This window comes from Marinobacterium lutimaris, from assembly GCF_900108065.1.
GTDB classification, from domain to species: Bacteria; Pseudomonadota; Gammaproteobacteria; order Pseudomonadales; family Balneatricaceae; genus Marinobacterium_D; species Marinobacterium_D lutimaris.
In genome coordinates this window covers 58,014-78,264 of the sequence record NZ_FNVQ01000001.1, presented here as the reverse complement: position 1 = coordinate 78,264, position 20,251 = coordinate 58,014, and the positions used below count along the sequence as shown (strand labels likewise).

At 57.6% G+C, this 20,251-nt stretch carries 14 protein-coding genes; 5 read left to right on the top strand and 9 right to left on the bottom strand.

The window, feature by feature from the left end; genetic code table 11:
• Nucleotides 1-4 precede the first annotated feature (4 nt).
• From C4S72_RS00360 to C4S72_RS00350, 3 genes are read right to left on the bottom strand one after another with little or no spacing between them, the layout of a single operon-like run.
• Nucleotides 5-3,460, bottom strand: a complete 3,456-nt coding sequence (locus C4S72_RS00360) for an SbcC/MukB-like Walker B domain-containing protein (RefSeq protein ID WP_104001108.1) — start codon at nucleotides 3,458-3,460, stop codon at nucleotides 5-7.
• The gene (locus C4S72_RS00355) at nucleotides 3,457-4,263 is read right to left on the bottom strand and encodes a DUF4194 domain-containing protein (protein ID WP_104001107.1); all 807 of its coding nucleotides are present in this window, start codon (nucleotides 4,261-4,263) and stop codon (nucleotides 3,457-3,459) included. The genes C4S72_RS00360 and C4S72_RS00355 overlap by 4 nt, the downstream gene beginning before the upstream one ends.
• Nucleotides 4,253-5,686: a Wadjet anti-phage system protein JetA family protein gene (locus tag C4S72_RS00350; protein ID WP_235009000.1), complete on the bottom strand. Its 1,434-nt coding sequence runs from the start codon at nucleotides 5,684-5,686 to the stop codon at nucleotides 4,253-4,255. Before C4S72_RS00350 ends, C4S72_RS00355 begins: the two co-directional genes overlap by 11 nt.
• A 257-nt stretch (nucleotides 5,687-5,943) precedes the next feature.
• Here C4S72_RS00350 and C4S72_RS00345 point away from each other — a divergent pair, with 257 nt between their 5' ends.
• The 5 genes from C4S72_RS00345 to C4S72_RS00325 all read left to right on the top strand — a co-directional run bounded on the left by C4S72_RS00345 (nucleotide 5,944) and on the right by C4S72_RS00325 (nucleotide 10,184).
• Nucleotides 5,944-6,696, top strand: a complete 753-nt coding sequence (locus C4S72_RS00345; RefSeq protein ID WP_104001106.1) for a TOBE domain-containing protein — start codon at nucleotides 5,944-5,946, stop codon at nucleotides 6,694-6,696.
• Nucleotides 6,697-6,783: 87 nt separating this feature from the next.
• Nucleotides 6,784-7,542, top strand: a complete 759-nt coding sequence (modA, locus tag C4S72_RS00340; protein WP_104001105.1) for a molybdate ABC transporter substrate-binding protein — start codon at nucleotides 6,784-6,786, stop codon at nucleotides 7,540-7,542.
• A gap of 33 nt (nucleotides 7,543-7,575) precedes the next feature.
• A complete protein-coding gene (gene modB / locus C4S72_RS00335; protein ID WP_104001104.1) occupies nucleotides 7,576-8,238 on the top strand; it encodes a molybdate ABC transporter permease subunit in 663 nt (220 codons plus the stop codon).
• The gene (modC, locus tag C4S72_RS00330) at nucleotides 8,238-9,380 is read left to right on the top strand and encodes a molybdenum ABC transporter ATP-binding protein (protein WP_104001103.1); all 1,143 of its coding nucleotides are present in this window, start codon (nucleotides 8,238-8,240) and stop codon (nucleotides 9,378-9,380) included. Before modB ends, modC begins: the two co-directional genes overlap by 1 nt.
• 258 nt (nucleotides 9,381-9,638) lie before the next feature.
• Nucleotides 9,639-10,184 (top strand): flavodoxin, encoded by a 546-nt coding sequence (locus C4S72_RS00325; protein WP_104001102.1) that lies wholly within the window; start codon nucleotides 9,639-9,641, stop codon nucleotides 10,182-10,184.
• Nucleotides 10,185-10,489: 305 nt separating this feature from the next.
• Here C4S72_RS00325 and C4S72_RS00320 read toward each other — a convergent pair whose 3' ends face one another.
• The 6 genes from C4S72_RS00320 to C4S72_RS00295 all read right to left on the bottom strand — a co-directional run bounded on the left by C4S72_RS00320 (nucleotide 10,490) and on the right by C4S72_RS00295 (nucleotide 20,128).
• Nucleotides 10,490-12,079 carry a phospholipase D family protein gene (locus C4S72_RS00320; protein ID WP_104001101.1) on the bottom strand — a complete coding sequence of 530 codons (1,590 nt, stop codon included), beginning with the start codon at nucleotides 12,077-12,079 and terminating at the stop codon, nucleotides 10,490-10,492.
• 71 nt (nucleotides 12,080-12,150) lie between these two features.
• Nucleotides 12,151-13,287, bottom strand: a complete 1,137-nt coding sequence (locus C4S72_RS00315; RefSeq protein WP_160115423.1) for a BamA/TamA family outer membrane protein — start codon at nucleotides 13,285-13,287, stop codon at nucleotides 12,151-12,153.
• Nucleotides 13,288-13,714: 427 nt separating this feature from the next.
• Nucleotides 13,715-14,674 (bottom strand): SphA family protein, encoded by a 960-nt coding sequence (locus C4S72_RS00310; protein WP_235008999.1) that lies wholly within the window; start codon nucleotides 14,672-14,674, stop codon nucleotides 13,715-13,717.
• Nucleotides 14,671-16,080, bottom strand: coding sequence for an META domain-containing protein (locus C4S72_RS00305; RefSeq protein WP_160115422.1), 1,410 nt, complete (start codon nucleotides 16,078-16,080; stop codon nucleotides 14,671-14,673). The genes C4S72_RS00310 and C4S72_RS00305 overlap by 4 nt, the downstream gene beginning before the upstream one ends.
• A 79-nt stretch (nucleotides 16,081-16,159) precedes the next feature.
• The gene (locus tag C4S72_RS00300) at nucleotides 16,160-18,469 is read right to left on the bottom strand and encodes a tetratricopeptide repeat protein (RefSeq protein ID WP_235008998.1); all 2,310 of its coding nucleotides are present in this window, start codon (nucleotides 18,467-18,469) and stop codon (nucleotides 16,160-16,162) included.
• Nucleotides 18,470-18,568: 99 nt separating this feature from the next.
• Nucleotides 18,569-20,128 carry an arylsulfatase gene (locus C4S72_RS00295; protein ID WP_104001099.1) on the bottom strand — a complete coding sequence of 520 codons (1,560 nt, stop codon included), beginning with the start codon at nucleotides 20,126-20,128 and terminating at the stop codon, nucleotides 18,569-18,571.
• Nucleotides 20,129-20,251: the final 123 nt, after the last annotated feature.

The following is a 20,251-nucleotide window of genomic DNA, read 5'->3' as shown; positions in this document are numbered from 1 at the left end:
CTGATCAGACCAGCTCGGCGTCAGTGTCCTCTACAGAAGAGTCTTCCAGCGAGCCTTCAAGCTCTTCCCGCGGCATCAGCTTGTACGGATGATCCGACGCCAGCAGCTCCTTACCCTTCTCGGTAGGGAACTCCACATCCACATCGACAACACGACCATCACGACAGACGTTAACGATGGTATCCATGCAGGATGACAGCAGTGAGTACTTCTCATCCGGTGCGGCGATAATGGTCTGCAGACCCAGATCCGACATAAAGCCCAGCGATGTAACGGTGTTCTCGGAGTCGAGCTTGTTGAACGCCTCGTCGAAGACCGACAGGCTGAAGCCGCCCACCGGCCGGCCGTCGCTGCCCTCTTTCAGGCGATAGGTGGCGCCAAGCGCCGCTGCCATCGCCACGTAGAACGGCACCTGGTGCTCACCACCTGAACCGGTCTTGATACGCTGGGTCAGCGTGGTCTTGCGGTTACCCTGCAGGTCTTTCACCACCAGCTCGAAATTGTAGAAGTTGCGGTAATCCTGCAACAGGCTACTTTCGCCCTCATCCTTGAGTACGTCGTGGATCTTCGCCAGCGCATCGCGGTGACCGCTGTCGTTGCCATGCTTGAGATCGAACAGCGAGCCCACATTGGCCTGATCCATACGGGTGTAGGCCTCGACCAGTTCGAGGATATCCTTGAGCTCCGGGTTGGGGCTCATCTCGAAGCTGTACATCTCCTTATGGAAAGGACGGTTCTTCAGGTGGCTGTTAAGCTCGCGGATCAGATCGCGGATCTTGTTGATCTGGTCGTTCAGGTGCGCAACAAAGTCGGAACGGAACGCAGTCTCCGCCTCCAGACGGGCACGCTCGGCCTTCTTGGCGTACTCGGCCAGCTCCGACTCACGCAGTGACTCGACGGTGCTGTCGACGAATTTTTCCAGATCTTCGTGGGTGGAGTTGGGGCCGATCTTATCCAGCTCCTGGTGACTCATGCCACCGCCGTGATAGGTCGCCTTATACTGGGCGACTGCATCACGCACGCCGTTTTTCTTGCGCTCATGCAACTGCAGCTCGGCCTGGGCCTTTTTCGCTGCCTCGAAGATGATGCGGTCAAGCTCGCCACTGCAGGTCTCATCCAGGTAGTCGCGTTTTTCCTGCGCCTGCTGAGCATCGAAATGACGGTTTTCCTCGCAACGTGTACGCGCCTGGGCGTGCTCCACCAGATCCCGGTCCAGCACCTCGAGGGAGGCGTTGTCCTTGATGATGTTGGTGCGAACCTTCTGCAGCTTGTCCATCAGGTTCTTCTGCTTGCCTTCCATCGACTTGTGATGCTCGGCCAGCTCGACGATACGCGCCTGTATACCGGAATCGTCGTGGTTACGCAGATCATGAATCGCCTGCTCAAAGCCGCGGATCTCACCACCCAGCTGTTCGCGCTGGTTGCAGAGATCGTAGACACGCTCGGTCGAGCCGACCAGACCATTAGCCAGGCTGATCAGGGAGTCACGCAGCTTTTCCAGCGATTCATGTTTTTTGCCCAGTGAGGCAAATTCGGCCACCAGTTCATCGACCTGTTTGCCCTGCAACGCCAGCTGATCACCACGACGGCGGATACCCATGATCGGGCTCAGCTCATTGATAGCGGTCGTTGAGCCCTCGGACTGCAGCATGCAGTCATAGGTCAGCGCGCGCTCCTGCTTGAGCAGTTCCTGTTCGGTTTCCACCGCGATCACGCCGCCCAGCGCACGGTTCATGTAGGCGCGGGCATGGTCGTCATCGGTATCGATAAACTCGGCCAGGGAACCACGCTTACTGCGATCCAGCCACTCATCACTCTTGGTGGTGTTGATGACACGGCAGCCCTTGAGGTGTCGACCCTTGCGACGGTACAGGGTGATCGCTTCCTTGACGCGATCCGGCGCCACGATCAGCGCTTCACGACGGGCGCCGAGGAAGGATTCAATGGCAATACGCCACTTGTCATCATTGATGTCGACCAGTTCACAGATCGGCGTGGACTTGATGCCGTAGCTTTCCAGCAGCTCCATCAGCTCACGGGTGTTGTGGCGGATCGGCGCACGGCCCTGTTGCAGCTGTTCAACGGCGCTCTTCTGATTCTGGATCGTCGAGCGCAGCTCGTTGATGCGGATGACCGACTCTTCATAGCGGCGCGAAACCGCCTTGCGTACCGAATCGATGTTGCCCTTGAGCTGCTCAACAGTGGTATCTACCTCCACCGGCGCTTGCGGCCATGCATCGGCCAGCACATCTTCGCCGGAGCGCCAGAGCTCCACGGACTGGGCCACTACAGGACGGAAATCCTCCGGCAGCATATCCAGGTGATCCTGGAAACCTACGGTGGTGCGCAGCAGGCTGTAAACGTTCTGAATCCGTTCGTTGACCACGTTCAGCTCATGTTGATGGGCACGAATGGAGGATTCCAGAGCATTAACCTGGTGCGCAGAATCTGAGGTATTCAGCTCGGCACGGGCGTTGGCCAGATCCTGGATCGCCTTGTTCAGCGCTTCGCTGGTTTCGGCCAGCTCGACCTGCAGCTTTTCCTCTTTTTCCTGGGACTCTTCGAGGCGCTCGGCGGCCGCTTCCTTCTTCAGGTCGGCCTGCTCAAAGCGGGACTCGTGCACCACCCATTCGTACTCGACGGAATTGCGCAGGTTGCGGGAGATTCCGCGGCACATCTCCTGAACCTTTTCGAGCTCGTTGATACGGTTGGCCACTTCCTGGGTCTTCTGCTCCATGACCCGGTATTCGTCCAGCGACTTGCGGAAAGCGCCCACATGGACGATGTTCTCGTCCAGCACGAACTCACGCACGAAGCGGGTTGGGCTGTCGATCGGCACGAACTTGAGCGCGTTCTTGAAGTTTTTGACGAACTTGTCGTCATCATTTGGCATCTGCGAGTCGTGGCTGAGGTGAGCCACCATCTCTTTCACGAAGCGTGCGGCACGCTTCTCCAGCACCATGTCCGGACACTGTTTGAGCAGGCTGTCACGCACTTCCGCCCAGGGGCGCGGCATGCGACCGCCATCCTGCTTGACGGTAAAGTCATCCAGGGTCACGGAGAAGTTCGGCAGGATAAAGCGGCCAAGAATCTCTTCATCGGGGCTCGCGGTGGAGGCGCTGATCGCGACGCCAACGCAGGTTTCCTGCGCGGTTTCGGTATCAAAGAAGCTCATCGCGAGATAGGTGATGGAGTCTTCACGTGCGCTGTTTTTCTTGCCCTGATCATCGAGGAAGCCGAGGCAGTAGGTACGCAGCGAACGCTCACTCTTTTCACCGGCCGAGGCGTTAAAGCTGAGGTGGCGCTTGTGGCCGCCCATCAGCACCGTCTGCATCGCATCAAGCAGCGAGGACTTACCGGAACCGTTAGGGCCCACGATGGCCACGTTGCCCTTGATCGGAATTTCCATGGCGCCCAGTACATACCAGTTGACCAGCACCATGCGGTTAAGCTGTTTCATCGCTGCTCTCCCTGGTTGATTTCGTCGCCGGATTCGTCGATCGCAAGGCTCGCGCTGTCTTCCTGCGGTTCTGTTTCTGCCTGTTCAACAGCCGCTTCAGACACTTCAGCCACTTCCGGCTCTGCGCCTGCTTCAGCCTCTGCAGCCGGCAGCTGATCTTCGGCGCGACGGTTCTGCTCTTCCGCTTCCTCTTCGATCAGGGCGTCGGTCTCGTCGCGGTTGTCGATATCGCAGAGCGCTTCAAGCTGGCCGATGTAATCCTCGATCACCACCTGGCGGATCGCCGGGTTGATGCGGATCGGTACGTTCTTCGGATCGGTCTCTTCCGGCTTGCCGCGCTCGATCACACCATGGCGGGTGAACAGCGACAGGATCTCCTTGAGACGGGTCTCGTTGGGGATCTCCTTACCGGTGAGGTTGTCGTAAAGCCGCAGCAGCTCATCGGAGGAGCTGAACGCCTTGCCGTCTTCAACCTCGAAGGCTTCCAGCTTCGTTTCGTACTGCTGACGCAGGCAGAGCAGCAGCAGCGACTCATCCAGGCGCAGACGCATAACGCGCTCCTCGCCCTGCGGCAGCACGCCAAGGAACGCCTCATCGGGCTGGTAGATCAGGCTCCAGCCGATGGCGGCAAACAGGTTGCGGAAGTACTCCACGTTGCTGGCCACCAGGAAGTAGTGATCCCGGTGGGACGGGCGGTCCGCGTACAGAAACTGACTGGTCAGCAGCAGGTTGGCGGCACGGATAAACGCGTCCGCCTGGTGCTGATCGTTGCGGGAAACGACTTTTTGCAGATCACCTAGCATTATGGGTTCCGGTATTCCTGTGAATCACGAAGCCACGACACTCCACCATATCGGCGACGTTGACGTAGCGGTCCTCAAATTTGATCTGGTAGCGCTCGGTAGTTTTGCGCGCCTTTTTGCCCAGCGAGTTCAGGTGGCGAACGTAGCTGAAGCAGATGTAATCCTCGATGCTGTCGATGCGGAACTCAGTAGCGTTGAGCTCGCTGCGACCGGCAAACTGCTCGTCGAGGTAAGCCTCAATCCGGTCGACCTTGACCTCACGACGCTCCTTCCACTCCTTGAACAGCTGACGCAGCTCGAGCACCTTGGGATCGATCTCTGCCTGCTTGATGATACGCGGCTTGGTCTCGATACGACGGCGGATCGGCGAACGCACACTGGAGGGCGAAATAAACGCCGCTTCGTCCAGCGTGGAAACCCGCGGCAGCTCGTTATCGCCTTTCTTGGCGACCTCGGCAATCAGGCGTGACAGACGCGCCGCCATACCCGGCGTGGTCTTGTCCATGTAACGCACGGTATCCGCCACCCGTTTTTCCAGCTGATAGCGGAAATCGTCAATCGCGGCCAGGCGCTGATCCACCGACTCAAAAATACGGATGATGCGGTTAATATGCTGCTGCACCAGCGCTTCCGCCTCGTCGATACCCAACTCGTACTGCATCTGATAATGCTTGCTGAGCTGATCCACCTTCAGCGGATCGAACTGCAGATCGCGCATCATCGACAGAATCTTGCGCCGGAAGCGGAACGGGTTGTTCTTGGTCTTCAGCGTTTTGTAGTCGGATACCAGGATATGTTCGACAAAGCGGTCAAAGAAGCCGCGCACGATCTCCTGCGGCGTAGAACTGCCCGACAGGTTGATCTTCAGCTCCCTCAGGCCCAGCAGCATATCGGTAAGGTGGGCGCTGAAGTCGGTAGCGGTCTCGGCGGCTTCCGCCAGCGTGATACCTCGTCCTTCAGGATCCGCTATGGCCGATTCCAGCGAGCTGAGCACGTTAAGCACGGCACCACCGTAGCTGCGCTTCTCGAGGCGCGCGATAGCGGTCAGCGAGCGCAGCAGGTAACTGTTGGCCGGCGACAGTAGCACATAGGTGCGGTAGATCCGCTGCTCCTCTTCGAGCCAGCCGGTCTGCACCAGTCGACGGTAGATACGGTTGGTGTACTCGGCGCTTGAGAGCGGAATATCGCTCTCACCCTCGTCGTCCCCTTCCGCTGACCAGCGACGAATGCCGTAGCGCACCACCGCGGTTTCTATGGTGGAACGCACCAGGTCCTTGGGAATAAACGGATCTATCAGATCCTCATCGAAAAACAGATCCGCCAGCTCCAGCAGTACCACTTCATAAATTTGGCGGTTCTGACCCGAGAGCGGCAGAAAGATGTCATCCGGTAGCTTGTTGAACAGCACTGAATTCGGGTCCATTCGCTTTAACGATAAGAGGCCGATTCTAACGGAAAAGCTGTCGCGGGATAAGGGCGAGAAGCGATTGGATCGGTATTGCCCGACACGCTCCTCATGCCTGTCACAGAAACGACATTGTATCGATACCTACATTTTTTACATAACGACATTTACCAAACGCTTTGATATTTTCGTTTTGCATTTCATATCTTTAAGTGCGTGGCATAAAAAACGCTATAACTTAGTAGCAGTCATTTTTTACATAACGGTAGTTCGCTATGACACACCAACAACAGCTACTTGAACAGTTTGCAGCCGAGCTGGACCGCCGCCGGAGACTGGAAAAACGCCTGCGGCTGCTGGATGCCATTCATAACACCGGCTCTCTCACCGCCGCCGCCAAACTGCTGGGTGTCAGCTACAAAACTGCCTGGAACCATATTCGCGAAATGAATCAGCGCTGCGGATCGGCGGTACTCGACACCCAGGCAGGCGGCACCCAGGGCGGTGGCAGCCAACTCACCGCAACCGGCAAGGCGTTGTTCAGCCTGTTACGTATTCAGCGCAACGGCAGCCAACAGCGCCTGGCGGACAAGGTGCCCGCACTACGCTTCAGCGCTCGCAACCAGTTACCGGCGCGTATCACCAGCATCGATACCAGCGGTGTTATCGCCAAGGTGGGCCTCGCCATCGGCCAGCTGCAGATGCAGTGCCATATCACCAGCAGCAGCATCGAACGCCTGCAGCTGACTGTGGGGGCCGGCGTCTACGCCATCATCAAGGCAAGCACCATCGAACTGAGCGCCGACAACAAGGCTTTAACCGGCAGCAACAGCAACTGCATGCCGGCGCGCGTCAGCCGTTGCACCAGCAGCAGTCACGGCCGCGAACTGGAGCTGACGCTCGGGGACGGATTGAGCCTGGCCCTGGCCCGCCCCTTCGATATCCACGAAGACGAGTGGATCTACCAGGGAGCTCCGGTCTACGCCCTGATTGAACCCGAAGAGATCATGCTGGCGACCAGTGCCTGAGCGCCCTCGCCAGCCGTTTAAACCTTTGCCACAGATACCTGTACCACTGAAACCCTAGTCACTTGAAACAAAGAAAGGATGCGAGAAATGAAATCGATCAAGCACACTCTGGCCGCAAGTTCACTGGGCCTGCTTTCCATGCTGAGCCTGCAGGCCGAGGCCGGTGAAGTTCAGGCCGCTGTTGCTGCCAACTTCACTGCCGCCGCCAAAGAGATCGCCGTTGAGTTTGAAAAAGACACCGGTCACGAGGTTGAGCTGAGCTTTGCCTCCACCGGAAAAATCTATGCCCAGATCACCAACGGTGCGCCGTTCGATGTGTTTTTCGCTGCCGATGCCGCACGCCCTCAGCTGCTGGTAGATTCAGGCGATGCGGTGGCCGACAGCTTATTCACTTACGCCGTGGGCCAGCTGGTGCTGTGGAGTGCCGATGAAAATCGGGTCGATGCCGATGGCGCGGTACTGAAAGAAGGCAAACTGGAGCGTATCGCGATCGCCAACCCGAAAACCGCACCCTACGGACTGGCAGCAGTTGAAACCCTGACCTCCCTGGGTCTCTGGGAAGACATGCAAGCGACCACCGCCCGCGGCGACAGCATCGCGCAGACCTACCAGATGGCCTATTCCGGAGCCGTTCCTGCTGCCATGGTCGCCCACGCCCAGATCGCCCTCGATGATAGCGGCTCCTACTGGATGATCCCGCAGGATCTGTACAACCCGATCCGCCAGCAGGCCGTTCTACTGACCAAGAGCGCCGATAACGAGGCAGCCGTCGCCTGGATGGATTACCTGCAGGGCGACAAGGCGCACGCCATCATCGAGCGCTACGGCTACGGCCTGGAGCAGTAACCCACAAACCGCGACGGCAATGGAGTACTGAGTATGACCGAAGCGATTCTGCTGACGATTAAACTGGCCGGATTGACGACACTCATCCTGCTTTTGATAGGAAGCCCACTGGCCTGGTGGCTGGCCCACAACCGCACCTGGTACAAGGAGATCGTCAACGCCATGGTGGCACTGCCGCTGGTATTGCCGCCCACGGTGCTGGGCTTTTACCTGCTGCTGGCCATGTCTCCGCAGAACGCTTTCGGTGCCTTTCTCAAGGAGAACTTCGACGTCACCCTGCCCTTCACCTTCGAGGGGCTGGTGATCGGCTCGGTGATCTACTCACTGCCGTTCGTGGTGCAACCGATTCGCAACGCCTTCGAAGCGATAGGTCGGGCGCCGATGGAGGTGGCCGCCACCCTTCGCGCTTCACCGCTGGATCGCTTTCTCACTGTGGCCCTGCCGCTGGCGAGGCCCGGCTTTCTCAGCGGCGCCGTGCTCGGCTTTGCCCATACGGTAGGCGAATTTGGCGTTGTGCTGATGATCGGCGGCAACCTGCCGGGCGAAACCAAGGTGCTCTCCATCGCCATTTACGATCATGTCGAGTCGCTTGAATGGACCGAGGCACACATCCTCTCCGGCGGCATGCTGGTGAGCTCATTTGCACTGATATTCCTGATGATCCTGATTGAGAAACGCTGGGGGAGGCTGAACTGATGTCTACACTGAGCGCCCGTTTTGACGGCAAAGTCGGCAGCTTCCGGCTGAATATGGAGTTCACCATCCCCTCCCGCGGCGTCACAGCCCTGTTCGGCCCGTCCGGCTGCGGCAAGACCACCCTGCTACGCTGTATCGCCGGCCTTAACCATATGCCCGGCGCAGAACTGACGCTGGACGGGGAAGTCTGGCAGAAGGGACGCACCTTCGTCCCAACTCACAAGCGCCCCATCGGCTATGTGTTTCAGGAACCGGGACTTTTCCCCCACCTGAGCGTGCGCAAGAACCTGACCTACGGTATGAAACGCGCCGGCATCGATAGCCGTGACTCCGAACACCTGAACGAGCTGACCGCCCTGATGGGCATAGAACATCTGCTCGAACGCGGTGTCACCGCACTCTCCGGCGGCGAAAAACAGCGTGTCGCTATCGCACGTGCATTGCTGATGCGCCCGCGCCTGCTGCTGATGGATGAGCCGCTGTCAGCGCTGGACCAGGACAACAAGAACGAAATCATGCCCTATCTCGAACAGCTGCACTCGCAGCTGGAGATCCCTGTTATCTACGTGACACATGACCGGCGTGAGGTGGAACGGCTGGCGGACCAGCTGTTGCTGCTGCGCAAGGGTGAGTTGATTGCCCAGGGCGAGATCGGCGAAATCCTCACCAACCCGGATCTGCCGTTCGGCCGCTCCCAGGACGCGGTAACGGTGCTCGATGGCCGGGTACGCCACTACGACGCCCGCTACGGGCTAAGTACGCTGCAGATCGACGGTGGCACCCTGGAAGTACCCGATACTCTGGGCCCTACCGGCGTCTACAAGCGTCTGCGCATCGCTTCCACCGATGTCAGCCTGGCGCTGAATACCGACCAGCCCAGCACCATCCTTAATCGGCTCCCCGCCGTGATCTGGAAAATCCTGCCGACGGATGGCCCGAGCCTGAACGTGCTGCTGCGTATCGGCAATATGGGCGAAGGCAGCGCGTTGCTGGCCAGCGTCACCCGCAAATCGGTGGAAAGTATGGAGCTCAAACCCGGGCAAAGCGTCTTCGCACAGATCAAGGGCGCCTCGCTGCTCGGCTCCAGCACCACAAACAAACCGCGCAAGCACCAGATGACACCGCTGATCGCCTGCGAGTAACGCGACAATAACCGCCTCCCCGACCTCAACAGATGTAGCAAAGCGGACAGAAGCCACCCGCAAGGAGCTGTCCGCTTTACGACAAGCCACCCTACCCAGCCTGACCTTCCTCTGCCAGACGCCCCGATATTCATACCTTTAACGGCTTGAGCACCCGCTGGTATGGAATTCGCAATCAACCTGTAACAACACCTGTTAAAAACCCCGCCCCGCCGGGATCGCTGAATTGTTGAAGCTGATGACCTGAAGGAGAACATCATGGCACGTATCGGTCTGTTCTTTGGTACTGACACCGGTAAAACCCGCAAGGTTGCCAAAATGATCAAGAAGAAGTTTGACGATGAGACGATGGAAAAGCCGCTCAACGTCAACCGCGCTGATCCCGACGAATTCGCCAGTTACGAATTCCTCATCCTGGCAACCCCGACCCTGGGCGAAGGCCTTCTGCCCGGTGTTTCCGCCGACATGGAAGAGGAGAGCTGGGAAGAGTTCCTGCCGAAAATCGACGATAAGGATTTCAGCGGCAAGACCATTGCGCTGATCGGCCTCGGCGACCAGGAAGGCTACCCGGACGAGTTTGTCGATGCCCTTGGAGAGCTGCACAGCTTCTTCGCCGAGCGCGGCGCCAACCTGGTCGGCAGCTGGCCCACCGACGGCTACGAGTTCAACCACTCAGAAGCGGTGGGCGAAGATGGCAACTTTGTCGGCCTGGCGCTGGACCTGGATAACCAGTCCAATCTGACCGAAGAGCGCCTGAACCTGTGGCTTTCACAGATCGCCTCGCCGTTCGACCTCAACCTCTGAGCGAGCCTCGATCACAGAGCAACAAAGGAAAGCCGGTAGTCTCTGCGGCTTCCCTGATTCATCATCACATTCCCTGTTGTCAGGCGCACTCCGGTGCGCCTTTTTTTTACCCGGGTTTCTGATCGCGCGCGAGTGCGCTTGCTGCAATGGGGTATGGCTTCCAGTAGGAGCGACGCCCCCGTCGCGATCATTCCGCGCTGGTCAAAAAACGACCACGACGCTGACTTCAATCGGCACGAGATCGTGCCTCCTAAGCAAAGCACTGCGATGCCTCCGTGCCGATTGGCTGATCCCGCGCTACGGCATCAAAGCTGCGATTCCACCGGGAATAGCCCAATAAAGCCGGACAGGAAACGCTCCCAGAAACTGGTATTAGGGTCGCGGTCAAACGAGTGCGGCTCACCGTCTTCATAGGTCAACCAGATCAGGTCATCGTCATCATCCAGCGCCAGCAGATAACTGCTGCCCGGCGACAGCCCCAGCCCCATAAACTCCTTGAGCTGGCGATTCACTTCTTCACTCTCGATATACAGCCCCAGCTCCGTATTGATCAGCGCCGAACGCGGGTCCAGGTTGAAGCTGCCGATAAAGACGGAACCGGAATCGAACGCGAACGCCTTGGTGTGCAGAGCCGCCTTGGACTCACCCAGGGTGAACAGCGCCGGATCACTCATGCTTTCATCTGATTCGGTTTTTAGCTCATGCAGCTCCACACCGGCTTCCAGCAGGTCTTCGCGATACTTGGCGTAGCCGGCATGGGCCGCCAGCACATCGTTGGTGGACAGAGAGTTGGTCAGCACCCGTACTTCCACGCCTCGCTCCTCAAGCTCCTTAAGGCGCGCTACGCCCACCTTGGTCGGCACAAAGTAGGCCGATTCGATATACAGCGAAGAGTCCAGGTTTGAGAGCTTGGTGTTAAGCCGGGAGATGATATTGCTCTCATCGGGAGCTTCGAGCAGGCGCCCGGGATTATCATGAACCACCAGGCCATCCGCCCAGGAAAGACTGTCCAAAATCGCGTTCAGCTGGGACTTCAGCGCATCGATATTCGATTCCAGCGGATAGGGGTAATCGATCTGTGCGATATTGCTGCGCAGCGTGATCACCTGCTTTTCCAGATCCTCTGGCCCAAAGGAGCCCTCAATCAGTTCGGTAATCGGCACTGCCCAGCCGCCGTTCCAGAAATCATCAAAGGTGCTGGAAACCTCGGGCACGATCGGCCCGGCGGCAAACACGTCCAGATCCCGGAAGTTGGACTCCTCATCCACGTTGAAATAGTGATCGCCCACATTACGGCCACCAACAATCCCCAGGGTGTTGTCCATCACCAGGATCTTGTTGTGCATGCGATGGTTGGCGCGCTTAAAGTCGGTGGCGAAGTCCCAGAGATGAAAGCCCCGGTTTTTAAACGGATTGAAGAGACGGATCTCGATGTTTGGATGCGCGTCCAGCGCCGCGAGAATGGAATCACGACCGGCGTCGTTGTTATCGTCGATCAGCACCCGCACCCGGACGCCGCGATCTGCGGCACGGACCAGACGTTCCGCGAGAATTTTACCGGTCGCATCAGAAGACCAGATGTAATACTGCAGATCCAGCGTGTGCTTGGCCAGATCCACCAGCGCCAGCCTCGCCGTAAAGGCGGTCTGCCCCTCCCTGACCAGCGTAAAGCCCGACTTCCCGGGGTGCTGGTTGGCTGTCTCTTCGATGAAGTGGAACGCTTCCGTGGAGCGATAATCCGGCAGTGCCTGGCTCTCGGCGCGCTGCACCGGAACGCTGGTTGCACTGCTTGCACACCCCGTCAGTAGAAAAAGAAAAAAAACGCTACCAACCAGCGCGCGCCAGCTTTTGCCGGACGATAACCAGACCCCGGTGAACTGCTGCTTTATTCTCATCGTTCATTCCTTAACAGGTTTTCCTGCCGATCGCGGCCCTGAGCCTGCCCGATAGCAGGCCTCCACGACATCTAAAACATTTCGCCAACGCGGATATAGATACCCGTGTCTTCCGAGGTCCTCGCCACATCCAGACTCAGATTAAGGGTAGATCCTTCCGACGCCCGATACCTGACCCCTACACCATAACCCAGGCCAGCTTCGCCGCTGAGCAGTCCGGATATGGAGTCATTCACCATGCCGCCATCGGCAAAGGTGACAAAGCCCCAACGAGGCCGGAATTGGTAGCGCAGCTCTGCCCGGGTCATAAAGGTGAAGTCATCGATAAAGCGGCCACTTTCATAACCGCGGATGCCCAGGTTTGGCATATCAAAAAACGGGACATCACCGCTGCTGCCCTTCATCTCACCATTGGCAGCCAGCACCAGTTTCGGTCCAAGACTGAAGTAATGGCTGAGCGACAGACCGTATTTGCGATAGTCGTAATCACCGCCCCAGGTTTCGCCGTAATCGGAAACCGAAGCGGTAAAGTAGGTTCCGTCCTTGGGGTAAAGGCTGTCGTCACGGGTGTCGTAGGAGAGATCCAGCCCCAGCGCCGCAATATTTACGCTGCGTCCCACGTCGGGAAAGATCGGCGCGAGTTCGCTGAGACGGAAGGAAACCGTCCCCTGGGTGTAGAGAAAGTTGGGCCCGAAATACCAGTGTTCGGTATGCGGAATGCGAGCCTGCACGCCAAGGTACAGCACATCCATTTCAATGCTGTAGCCCAGCGGATGATCGGTCAGAAAGCCGCTGTCACCGACCCCAAAGTAGTTGAGGTTAAGTTTGCCCTTACCCAGCGCCATCATGGTTCTGAGCCGTCCCTGGAACAGGTAGTCCTTATGGAAAGCCCCGACCACATAACTGTTGTTGTCGGTATACAAGCCACCGACACCGGTAATCGCAGACTCCCTGTTCGGGTTATCCTGTTTCGGCGGATGCATATAGAGCACCACCGGTTGCAGGCCGGCACCCAGGGTGGGGCTGGATTTGGGAATAGGCGCGACCACCCAGCTGCCGCCACTTGCCAGGTTCACACTATCCTTACTGGCGGCGTTATTTTCGGTGAAATCTCCAACCGTCTGAGATGCAGCCCAGACTGTGGATGAGAGTGCGGATGAGAGTCCGCAAGCAGCGATCAACAGCCCCAGTTGCCGGGCACGACTCATCATTCTGCTGGGCGCTGCACCGGCCCCTGACAAATTGTCGAAATCAGACCCGGTTCTAAAGGTCCCGCGGGACGCAACCGGAGATGGCCTTCTGGCCCTGGTTTTTTTCATGTTTTCCATACAACCAAGCTCGAACCCGAGTGCAACCCTGACGCTATCGCTCTGAACAGATAACTCTGGATAGATAGCCCTGAATCTATATACCTGAACTTTTATACCTAAAATTTTATATCTAAAACTACATCGATGAGCCTAAAGCCCTGAACAGGTACCCGGACAAAATACTGCCCGAAAGAAACACCAAACAGGTTAATTAGTACTCACCTTACCCCTAGTTTGCCAGCAATCGAGGTACTCTGGTACGGACTTTAGAGACTAATAAGCCAGGCTCCCGAGCCCGTGGGGATGCCTGGCTTATCCTGTCAGATCAGAACTGATAAACGAGTTTCGCCCAGATATAGTCGCCCTCAAGACGGCGTTCTACATCGATTTCTGGCAACCAGCGCAGCTCGAACACCAACGAGTCGGTGGCAGTGGGCCTCAGGTAGGTCAGCACTGGGCCAACACCCAGGGTTTTGCCCTCGAAGTCACCCAGGTTGGCACCTTTGCCGCTGTCGCCCGTGATCTGGTCATAATAGAAGGCGTTGGCGCCGACACCGATCAGGCCGGAACCGGCCGGGAACAGCTTCTGTACGCTGCCCTCCACATGCCAGACGGTGCCACTTTTGTAATCGGTATCGTCATTCTCGGTATTGATGGCAAAGCCGGTATGCACGGCCCAGTTGAGCAGGCTTGGTCCTGAATAGGAGACGCCAACCGTTGGGTCGAAAGTCCAGTAGTTCTTACCCGGGTTGGCCAGGCGACCCTGCTCGTAGTCGCCGGTTGGCGCATAGATCGGCAGCACGGCGTTGAATTGGTAGGCATCCTTCTGCCAGGCCATCATCAGCGGCATAAAGGTGATATCCCCAAGACCATCGGCCTGGTCGGTGCGACGCACACTGCGACCACCGGCACTGACGGTAGCTGTCACCTCCATATCCACGTAAGGCACGATGGCGCCAACGCTGTACCAGGCCCCCAGCACCTTTTGCTCAAAGGTATAGAAGCCGCCCAGCAGCAGCGCGTCGCTCTCCGCTTCAAGATCGGTACTGAGCAGACCGCCCGCCAGGGTGGTGCCCACGTCACCTTCGTAGTTCAGGTAGGCGGTCTCGAACACCATACCGGGCTTGTTGGGCGGAAGATCGATGATCGTCGCCAAAGCCCCCGGTACGTAGTGGCCCGCGCCGCCCTCTTCGGCATAGACGCTCGAAGCGCCCTGCACGACGATTAAACCGGCAGCAACAGCAGTCGTCAGAACTCTTCTTTTCAGCGCTATCCTATTCATCATTCACTCGCCTCTTTCGAGAGGGCCGAAGCTCTCATGATTACGTAACCGGTCTCATCCATGAGGAAGAGCCAGCCTTCGGGACTGATATGCCATTGCTGCACCCGGCCCAGGGCATCGAGAAAACGATTTTCCTGGTCCATCAGTGAGTCGATACAGGCGCGGCGAGTTGAAACCAGCTGCCCGAAGGAGAGATCGCCCCCCTCTATGCTGTACTGGCCGCTAAAACTGTTGCAGCTGGAATTACCGGCAACCCTGGCATCCAGCGCAAAATCGATAGCAGCCGGGCTGTTATCGACAACTCCGCGCCCCTCGATATATTCGATCTGCCAGCTGTGATCGAACAATTGGGCCTGGGCCGGATCTGCCGGTTTTACGGGATAGACACTGTTCCAGTCCTGTTTCATATCAACCAGCACCCAACCTTTCTCGCCCGCATCATCCAGCCCGCGGTCCAGGGTCCCTACCAGAGATTTGCGGTCATAGGACCACTCGCGCAGAGGGTCGGTATGATGCAGCAGCAGACCAAGGCTCGGCCCTTCGCCGGAGGTCACCCAGTCCAGCATCTGGTAATCGCCATCCGAATTACCGAACGCGAGCACCGGGCGGGCACCGATATATTGATGGATCCCTACCGGCTTACCCTCTTTATCATCGACAAAGGCGATTTCCGGCTGTTTCACCATAACCGGCTTGCCGTCTCGTACTTCGTAGGTGGCTTTAATACTGGAACCAACCACCTGATAGGGCGGGATACCGTAAACCTCTTCAGCAAAGGAGCGGATAAAATCGACGCCACCGCCGGAGACGATAAAGGTTTTAAAATCGCTCTCACGCAGATAATCCAGCAGCTCCAGCATCGGCTGGAACGCCATCTCGGTGAACAGCTTCCCGGTACTGCCATGACGGGCTGTTTTCAGCCACTGCTCGGCAGCCTGCCTGAACTCTTCGGTGGTCTGGCCGGCATGGGTTGCGGCAACCACCTTGAGTACACCCTCTTCGCCATGGGCCACCATCTTGTCGACATCACCGGCAAGATAGGAGGCAAAGGGCTCGGTGGTTTGCCACTCAGGATGTTCCGGCGCCATAGCTTTGAGACGATCGAGTGCGAAATAGAATTGAAAATAGAGCGGCTTTTCCGACCAGAGCGTGCCGTCATTATCAAAAGTAGCGATACGTTTAGCCGGCGGCAGATACTGCCCCGACTCAGGATCGGTCACGTTATCGACAAACTCGATGATCGAGTCTTTCGCCGCGCCGCTGTTCCAGGACGGCAGCGGGTCGGCAGATGCCGCCCAGGCCGGTGCGGCGACACCGATGGTACTGGCCAGCAGCGCAGCTTTGAAGGCCGTAGATTCAACAGCCGGGAGTTTGCGGGTTAATGCAGCCAGAGTATTGCGTCCATTCATATCAAGTACCTTTGAATTTGAGCCATCCCGTTTCATCAGGGCAGTCTCGGGTAGTAAGGAACGGATCGATCCCGCCCCATCAGCGCCCCAGTTGCTGCTGATATCTGCGTGCTTTTTCCGTATTGCCCAGTTTTGTGTTGATCGAAACCAGAGCGGAGAGAATCTCGACATTTCCGGGGTAGGACTTAAGCCCCTGCTCCAGAACACTCTCCGCCTGTTCGCCCTGGCCGACGGAGTCCAGCGCGACGCCGTAGACATAAATATAGCGCGCCGGTGAACCTGGTGACTGCGCCGCCAGCCCTAGATGCTCGAGCGCCTTGTCCATCTGCTTTTCACGTACGTAAGAGAGCCCCAATGCATGCTGCACTACCGCTGTTTCGCGCACCTGCTCCAGCGCCGCAAAAAGCACCTCACGAGCTCGGGCTTCATTGCCCTGGTTACGATAGAGCTCGGCGAGATTCACCTGCGCCGGCAGGTAATGCGGCGCCTTGACGATCGCCTTTTGGTAATACTCCTCCGCACCGGTCGTCAGTCCCTGGCGCGCGTAGAAATTCGCCAGGTTAGTCAGCGCTTCGGGCCGGTCGGCGTTGAACTGGTTGGCATGAACAAAATCATCAAGGCCTTCCTCATAACGCGTTTTCACCTCATCCGGATACTGGTTCAGCGGCAACCCGACCATGGACTGCGCCGCAAGACCACGGGTTATACGACTATCATCGTAAAGAAGAGGCACGGTAAAGATCGGCCGGTACTGCGCGGGGATCCTTTCAGCGGCTGACGACAGCCCCAGCCCAAGCAGCGGCTCATCGCTCTGCGCCACCATCTGCAGCACCTGCGCAGACTGCTGCGACAGGTAGTCCGGCAGCATCGTTGCCGCCGTGGCACGAGCGATTTCCGGCTGGGTCTTATCAAGTATCAGTTTCGACAGCAGTGCTTCTGCATGAGGGCTGCCCATCCGCCCCGCTGCCAACGCATGGGCATAGTGGTTCTGATCAGGCTCGCCGAACTTTTCACTCAGGATTTTGGCCGCCCACTCATTGGACTTGTCGTCATGGCAGGCGGTACAGACATTGGGTACACCCAGGGTTTCCGAAAGGTCCGGGCGCGGAATACGGAAGCTGTGATCACGGCGGGAGTCATTCACCATGAAGTTTTTCGCCGGCATATGGCAGTTCCGGCAGCTGGCGCCCTCTGAGCCCGGCTCGTGCATATGATGGGACTCGGTATCGAACTTGCTTGGCAGATGACACTGAGCACAGACCTGATCACCGTCGGCGCGCAGCTTAAGGCTATGCGGCTGGTGGCAGTCGGTGCAGGTCACTCCCGCCTGGTACATCTTGCTCTGAACGAATGAGCCGTAGACATAGACCTCACCGTTGACCTGACCGTCCGCATGATAAAGCTGCGGATCATCCAGCAGACTCACCTGGAAGTGATCCAGCAACGGATCGCCGGGGCGGGCGCCGGGGTGCGCTGTTGAACGGCGCGAATGGCAGGTGGCGCAGGTCTCGATCTCTTTCTGCGTGGTTCTCGGTTTATTACGCTCGGCGATGCCGGTTTCCGGATTAATCGTCCAGGCGACCTCTTCGCGTTCATCGAAGCTGACCGGGAACCCCTGGTTGGGGGTCGAATCTTTCAGGTCTGCATTTTGCGCCCAGCGCAGGTGTTCCGAGCCCGGACCGTGACAGGCTTCGCAACTGACATCGATGTCGCTCCAGGTGGTATCGAAGGTATCACTGCTCAGCCGGTAGTTTTTCTGCAGGTCGGTGGAGTGGCAATCGGCGCACATGTAGTTCCAGTTCTGGTACAGACCTGTCCAGTGCAGCTCATCGTCAGCGGTGATCTTTTCATCGGGGTAGAGGTGGAACCACTTTTGACCACCCTCTTCTGCTGTGCGGGTATCCCAGACAATATTGAGCGCCTGCAGGCGTCCACCGGCGAACTCAATCAGATACTGCTGCAGGGGGTAGACGCCAAAGGTGTAAGCAATCGGATACTCGGTCAGCCGGCCATCGGGGCCGTCGGTCTTGACGTAAAAGGTATCGTCGCGCTTATAGAATTCAGAGGTGATACCAAAATAATCGAAACGGGTATCGTTGAAATCGGCCAACACGGTTTCATCGTTGGCAGGCTGCATCGCCAGATCGTGGTAGGAACCGCTCCAGTCCTTGTGCTCCTGCTCATGGCACTGGGCGCAGGTTTCGCCACCGACGTAGGTGGCATTTTTGATCGCGTCGGTCGCCGCCGAACTTGATCCAGAATCGGCCGCGGCAGTTTCGCTGTCAGCAGTTTGTTCACTGGCTACTGCATTGCCTATCCCTGTCTGAATAAAACCTGCAGACAGCAGCAGGGAGAGAATAAGTCCATTTAACCAGTCTTTTCTTTTCATTAACTACTCAATCTACTGCTTGCGGCGAAATAAAGAGGAACAGACCCGGCCGCTCCCGGCTCGGGTCTGTTCTTTAGCCAGTTTAATGGCTGCGATCGATCACCGGCTCATCGCCTGCTGATTGATCATCGTGCTTACAGCGTCCACCGAAGTGGACATGCTTGTCTGGCTCGGCGGGAAATCCTTGAAGGTCTGCACGAACTCGGCAATCTGCTTACCGGCCGGGCCAAGGATCCAGCTGCGGTTTTCCGCCCACTCGTCGTAACCACGTGCTTCAACGAAGCGCTCGAAAGGATCCAGCTTCAGGTTGATGATGTAGGGGCTTGTCATCCCTTCCTGAGTTGCACGGAACCACTCTTCCTGATCGGTGAAGATCAGTTTCCAGTCTCCCCAGCGCATACCGTGGAAGGTGGTTTCGGTGAAGTAGTAGAAGTCCTTGCGTTTGGTTTTGCCGTTGTTCAGCAGCAGGTCGCTCTGGTCATAACCATCCAGATGAACCTTGAAACTCTTACCGCCGATCTTCTTGCCGTCGAGCAGATCTTCCTTGAGATCTTTCTCGCCCAACCAGGACATCAGTGTCGGCATCCAGTCTTCCATGGTCATGAATTCACCGGTGGCTACGCCTGCCGGAATATGTCCATCCCACTTAACGACCATCGGCACGCGGAAGCCACCTTCCCAGCCACCAACGCCTTTCTCGCCATGGAACGGCTGGTTACCGCCATCCGGCCAGGAGTTGGAGGCGGCACCGTTATCGGTAGAGAACATGACGATGGTGTTATCAGCTACGCCCAGCTCATCCAGCAGCCCCAGCAGCTCGCCGACATCGTCGTCCATCTCTTTCATGCCATCGGCATAGATCCCGTAACCGGTAACGCCGTCATACTCGGGGCTCAGGTTGGTCTGGTAGTGCATGCGGGTGGTGTTGTGCCAGACGAAAAACGGAGTGCCCGCTTTTACAGCATCGGTGATAAAGCGCTTGGACTGTTCCAGTACATCCTGGTCCATAGTGCGCTGAACCTCTTTGCCGAACGGCCCCAGATCTTCGATCTCCTGGCCACCGTCAGGCAGCGCCTTGGAGTGGGTGATACCGCGCAGGGTCAGGCCGAACTTTTCCTGGGTCTCCTTATCCTTGGGATAGTCGTACTGCTCTTCATATTCGCCGGCATTAAGGTGATAGAGGATGCCGTAAAACTCATCGAAGCCGTGGTTGGTTGGCAGGTGCTCATCCCGGTCACCCAGGTGGTTTTTGCCAAACTGGCCGGTGGTGTAACCCTGAGCCTTGAGCATCTGCGCCAAGGTAGGATCGGAATCCTGAATTCCCTCTTTTGCACCCGGCAGGCCCACGGTGCTAAGGCCGGTTCGCATCGGATACTGCCCCAGTAGGAAAGCCGCGCGGCCAGCTGTGCAGGATGCCTGAGCATAATGATCCATAAAGATCATGCCATCATCGGCGATGCTGTCGATGTTCGGCGTGGAGCCCCCCATCATGCCGCGGTGATAGGCGCTGATATTCCACATGCCGACATCATCACCCCAGATCACAAGGATATTGGGCTTTTCACTCTCTTCGGCCGCCTGCACCAGGGGCGTTACCGTTAGACCGGTTGCGACCAGCGCTACCCCACAGAGCCGTTTCAGGTTCGTTATGGTTTTCATGAATCCTCCGTGAATATCTCACTCACTCGCTATTGAGCTACGAGACTGCTCTCTTCGCAGCGTGTAAACCTTGCGTTAGATACAACTTATTTCAGGAACAACTTACCTTCAGGAACAACTTGC

Bases quoted from the DNA above. Each gene is read 5' to 3' on its own strand.
- C4S72_RS00300 (WP_235008998.1), bottom strand. From the start codon at position 18,469: ATGAAAAGAAAAGACTGGTTAAATGGACTTATTCTCTCCCTGCTGCTG.
- C4S72_RS00325 (WP_104001102.1), top strand. From the start codon at position 9,639: ATGGCACGTATCGGTCTGTTCTTTGGTACTGACACCGGTAAAACCCGC.
- modA (WP_104001105.1), top strand. From the start codon at position 6,784: ATGAAATCGATCAAGCACACTCTGGCCGCAAGTTCACTGGGCCTGCTT.
- C4S72_RS00350 (WP_235009000.1), bottom strand. From the start codon at position 5,686: ATGGACCCGAATTCAGTGCTGTTCAACAAGCTACCGGATGACATCTTT.
- C4S72_RS00305 (WP_160115422.1), bottom strand. From the start codon at position 16,080: ATGAATGGACGCAATACTCTGGCTGCATTAACCCGCAAACTCCCGGCT.
- C4S72_RS00315 (WP_160115423.1), bottom strand. From the start codon at position 13,287: ATGAGTCGTGCCCGGCAACTGGGGCTGTTGATCGCTGCTTGCGGACTC.
- modC (WP_104001103.1), top strand. From the start codon at position 8,238: ATGTCTACACTGAGCGCCCGTTTTGACGGCAAAGTCGGCAGCTTCCGG.
- C4S72_RS00360 (WP_104001108.1), bottom strand. From the start codon at position 3,460: ATGAAACAGCTTAACCGCATGGTGCTGGTCAACTGGTATGTACTGGGC.
- C4S72_RS00355 (WP_104001107.1), bottom strand. From the start codon at position 4,263: ATGCTAGGTGATCTGCAAAAAGTCGTTTCCCGCAACGATCAGCACCAG.
- C4S72_RS00320 (WP_104001101.1), bottom strand. From the start codon at position 12,079: ATGAGAATAAAGCAGCAGTTCACCGGGGTCTGGTTATCGTCCGGCAAA.
- C4S72_RS00310 (WP_235008999.1), bottom strand. From the start codon at position 14,674: ATGATGAATAGGATAGCGCTGAAAAGAAGAGTTCTGACGACTGCTGTT.
- C4S72_RS00295 (WP_104001099.1), bottom strand. From the start codon at position 20,128: ATGAAAACCATAACGAACCTGAAACGGCTCTGTGGGGTAGCGCTGGTC.
- modB (WP_104001104.1), top strand. From the start codon at position 7,576: ATGACCGAAGCGATTCTGCTGACGATTAAACTGGCCGGATTGACGACA.
- C4S72_RS00345 (WP_104001106.1), top strand. From the start codon at position 5,944: ATGACACACCAACAACAGCTACTTGAACAGTTTGCAGCCGAGCTGGAC.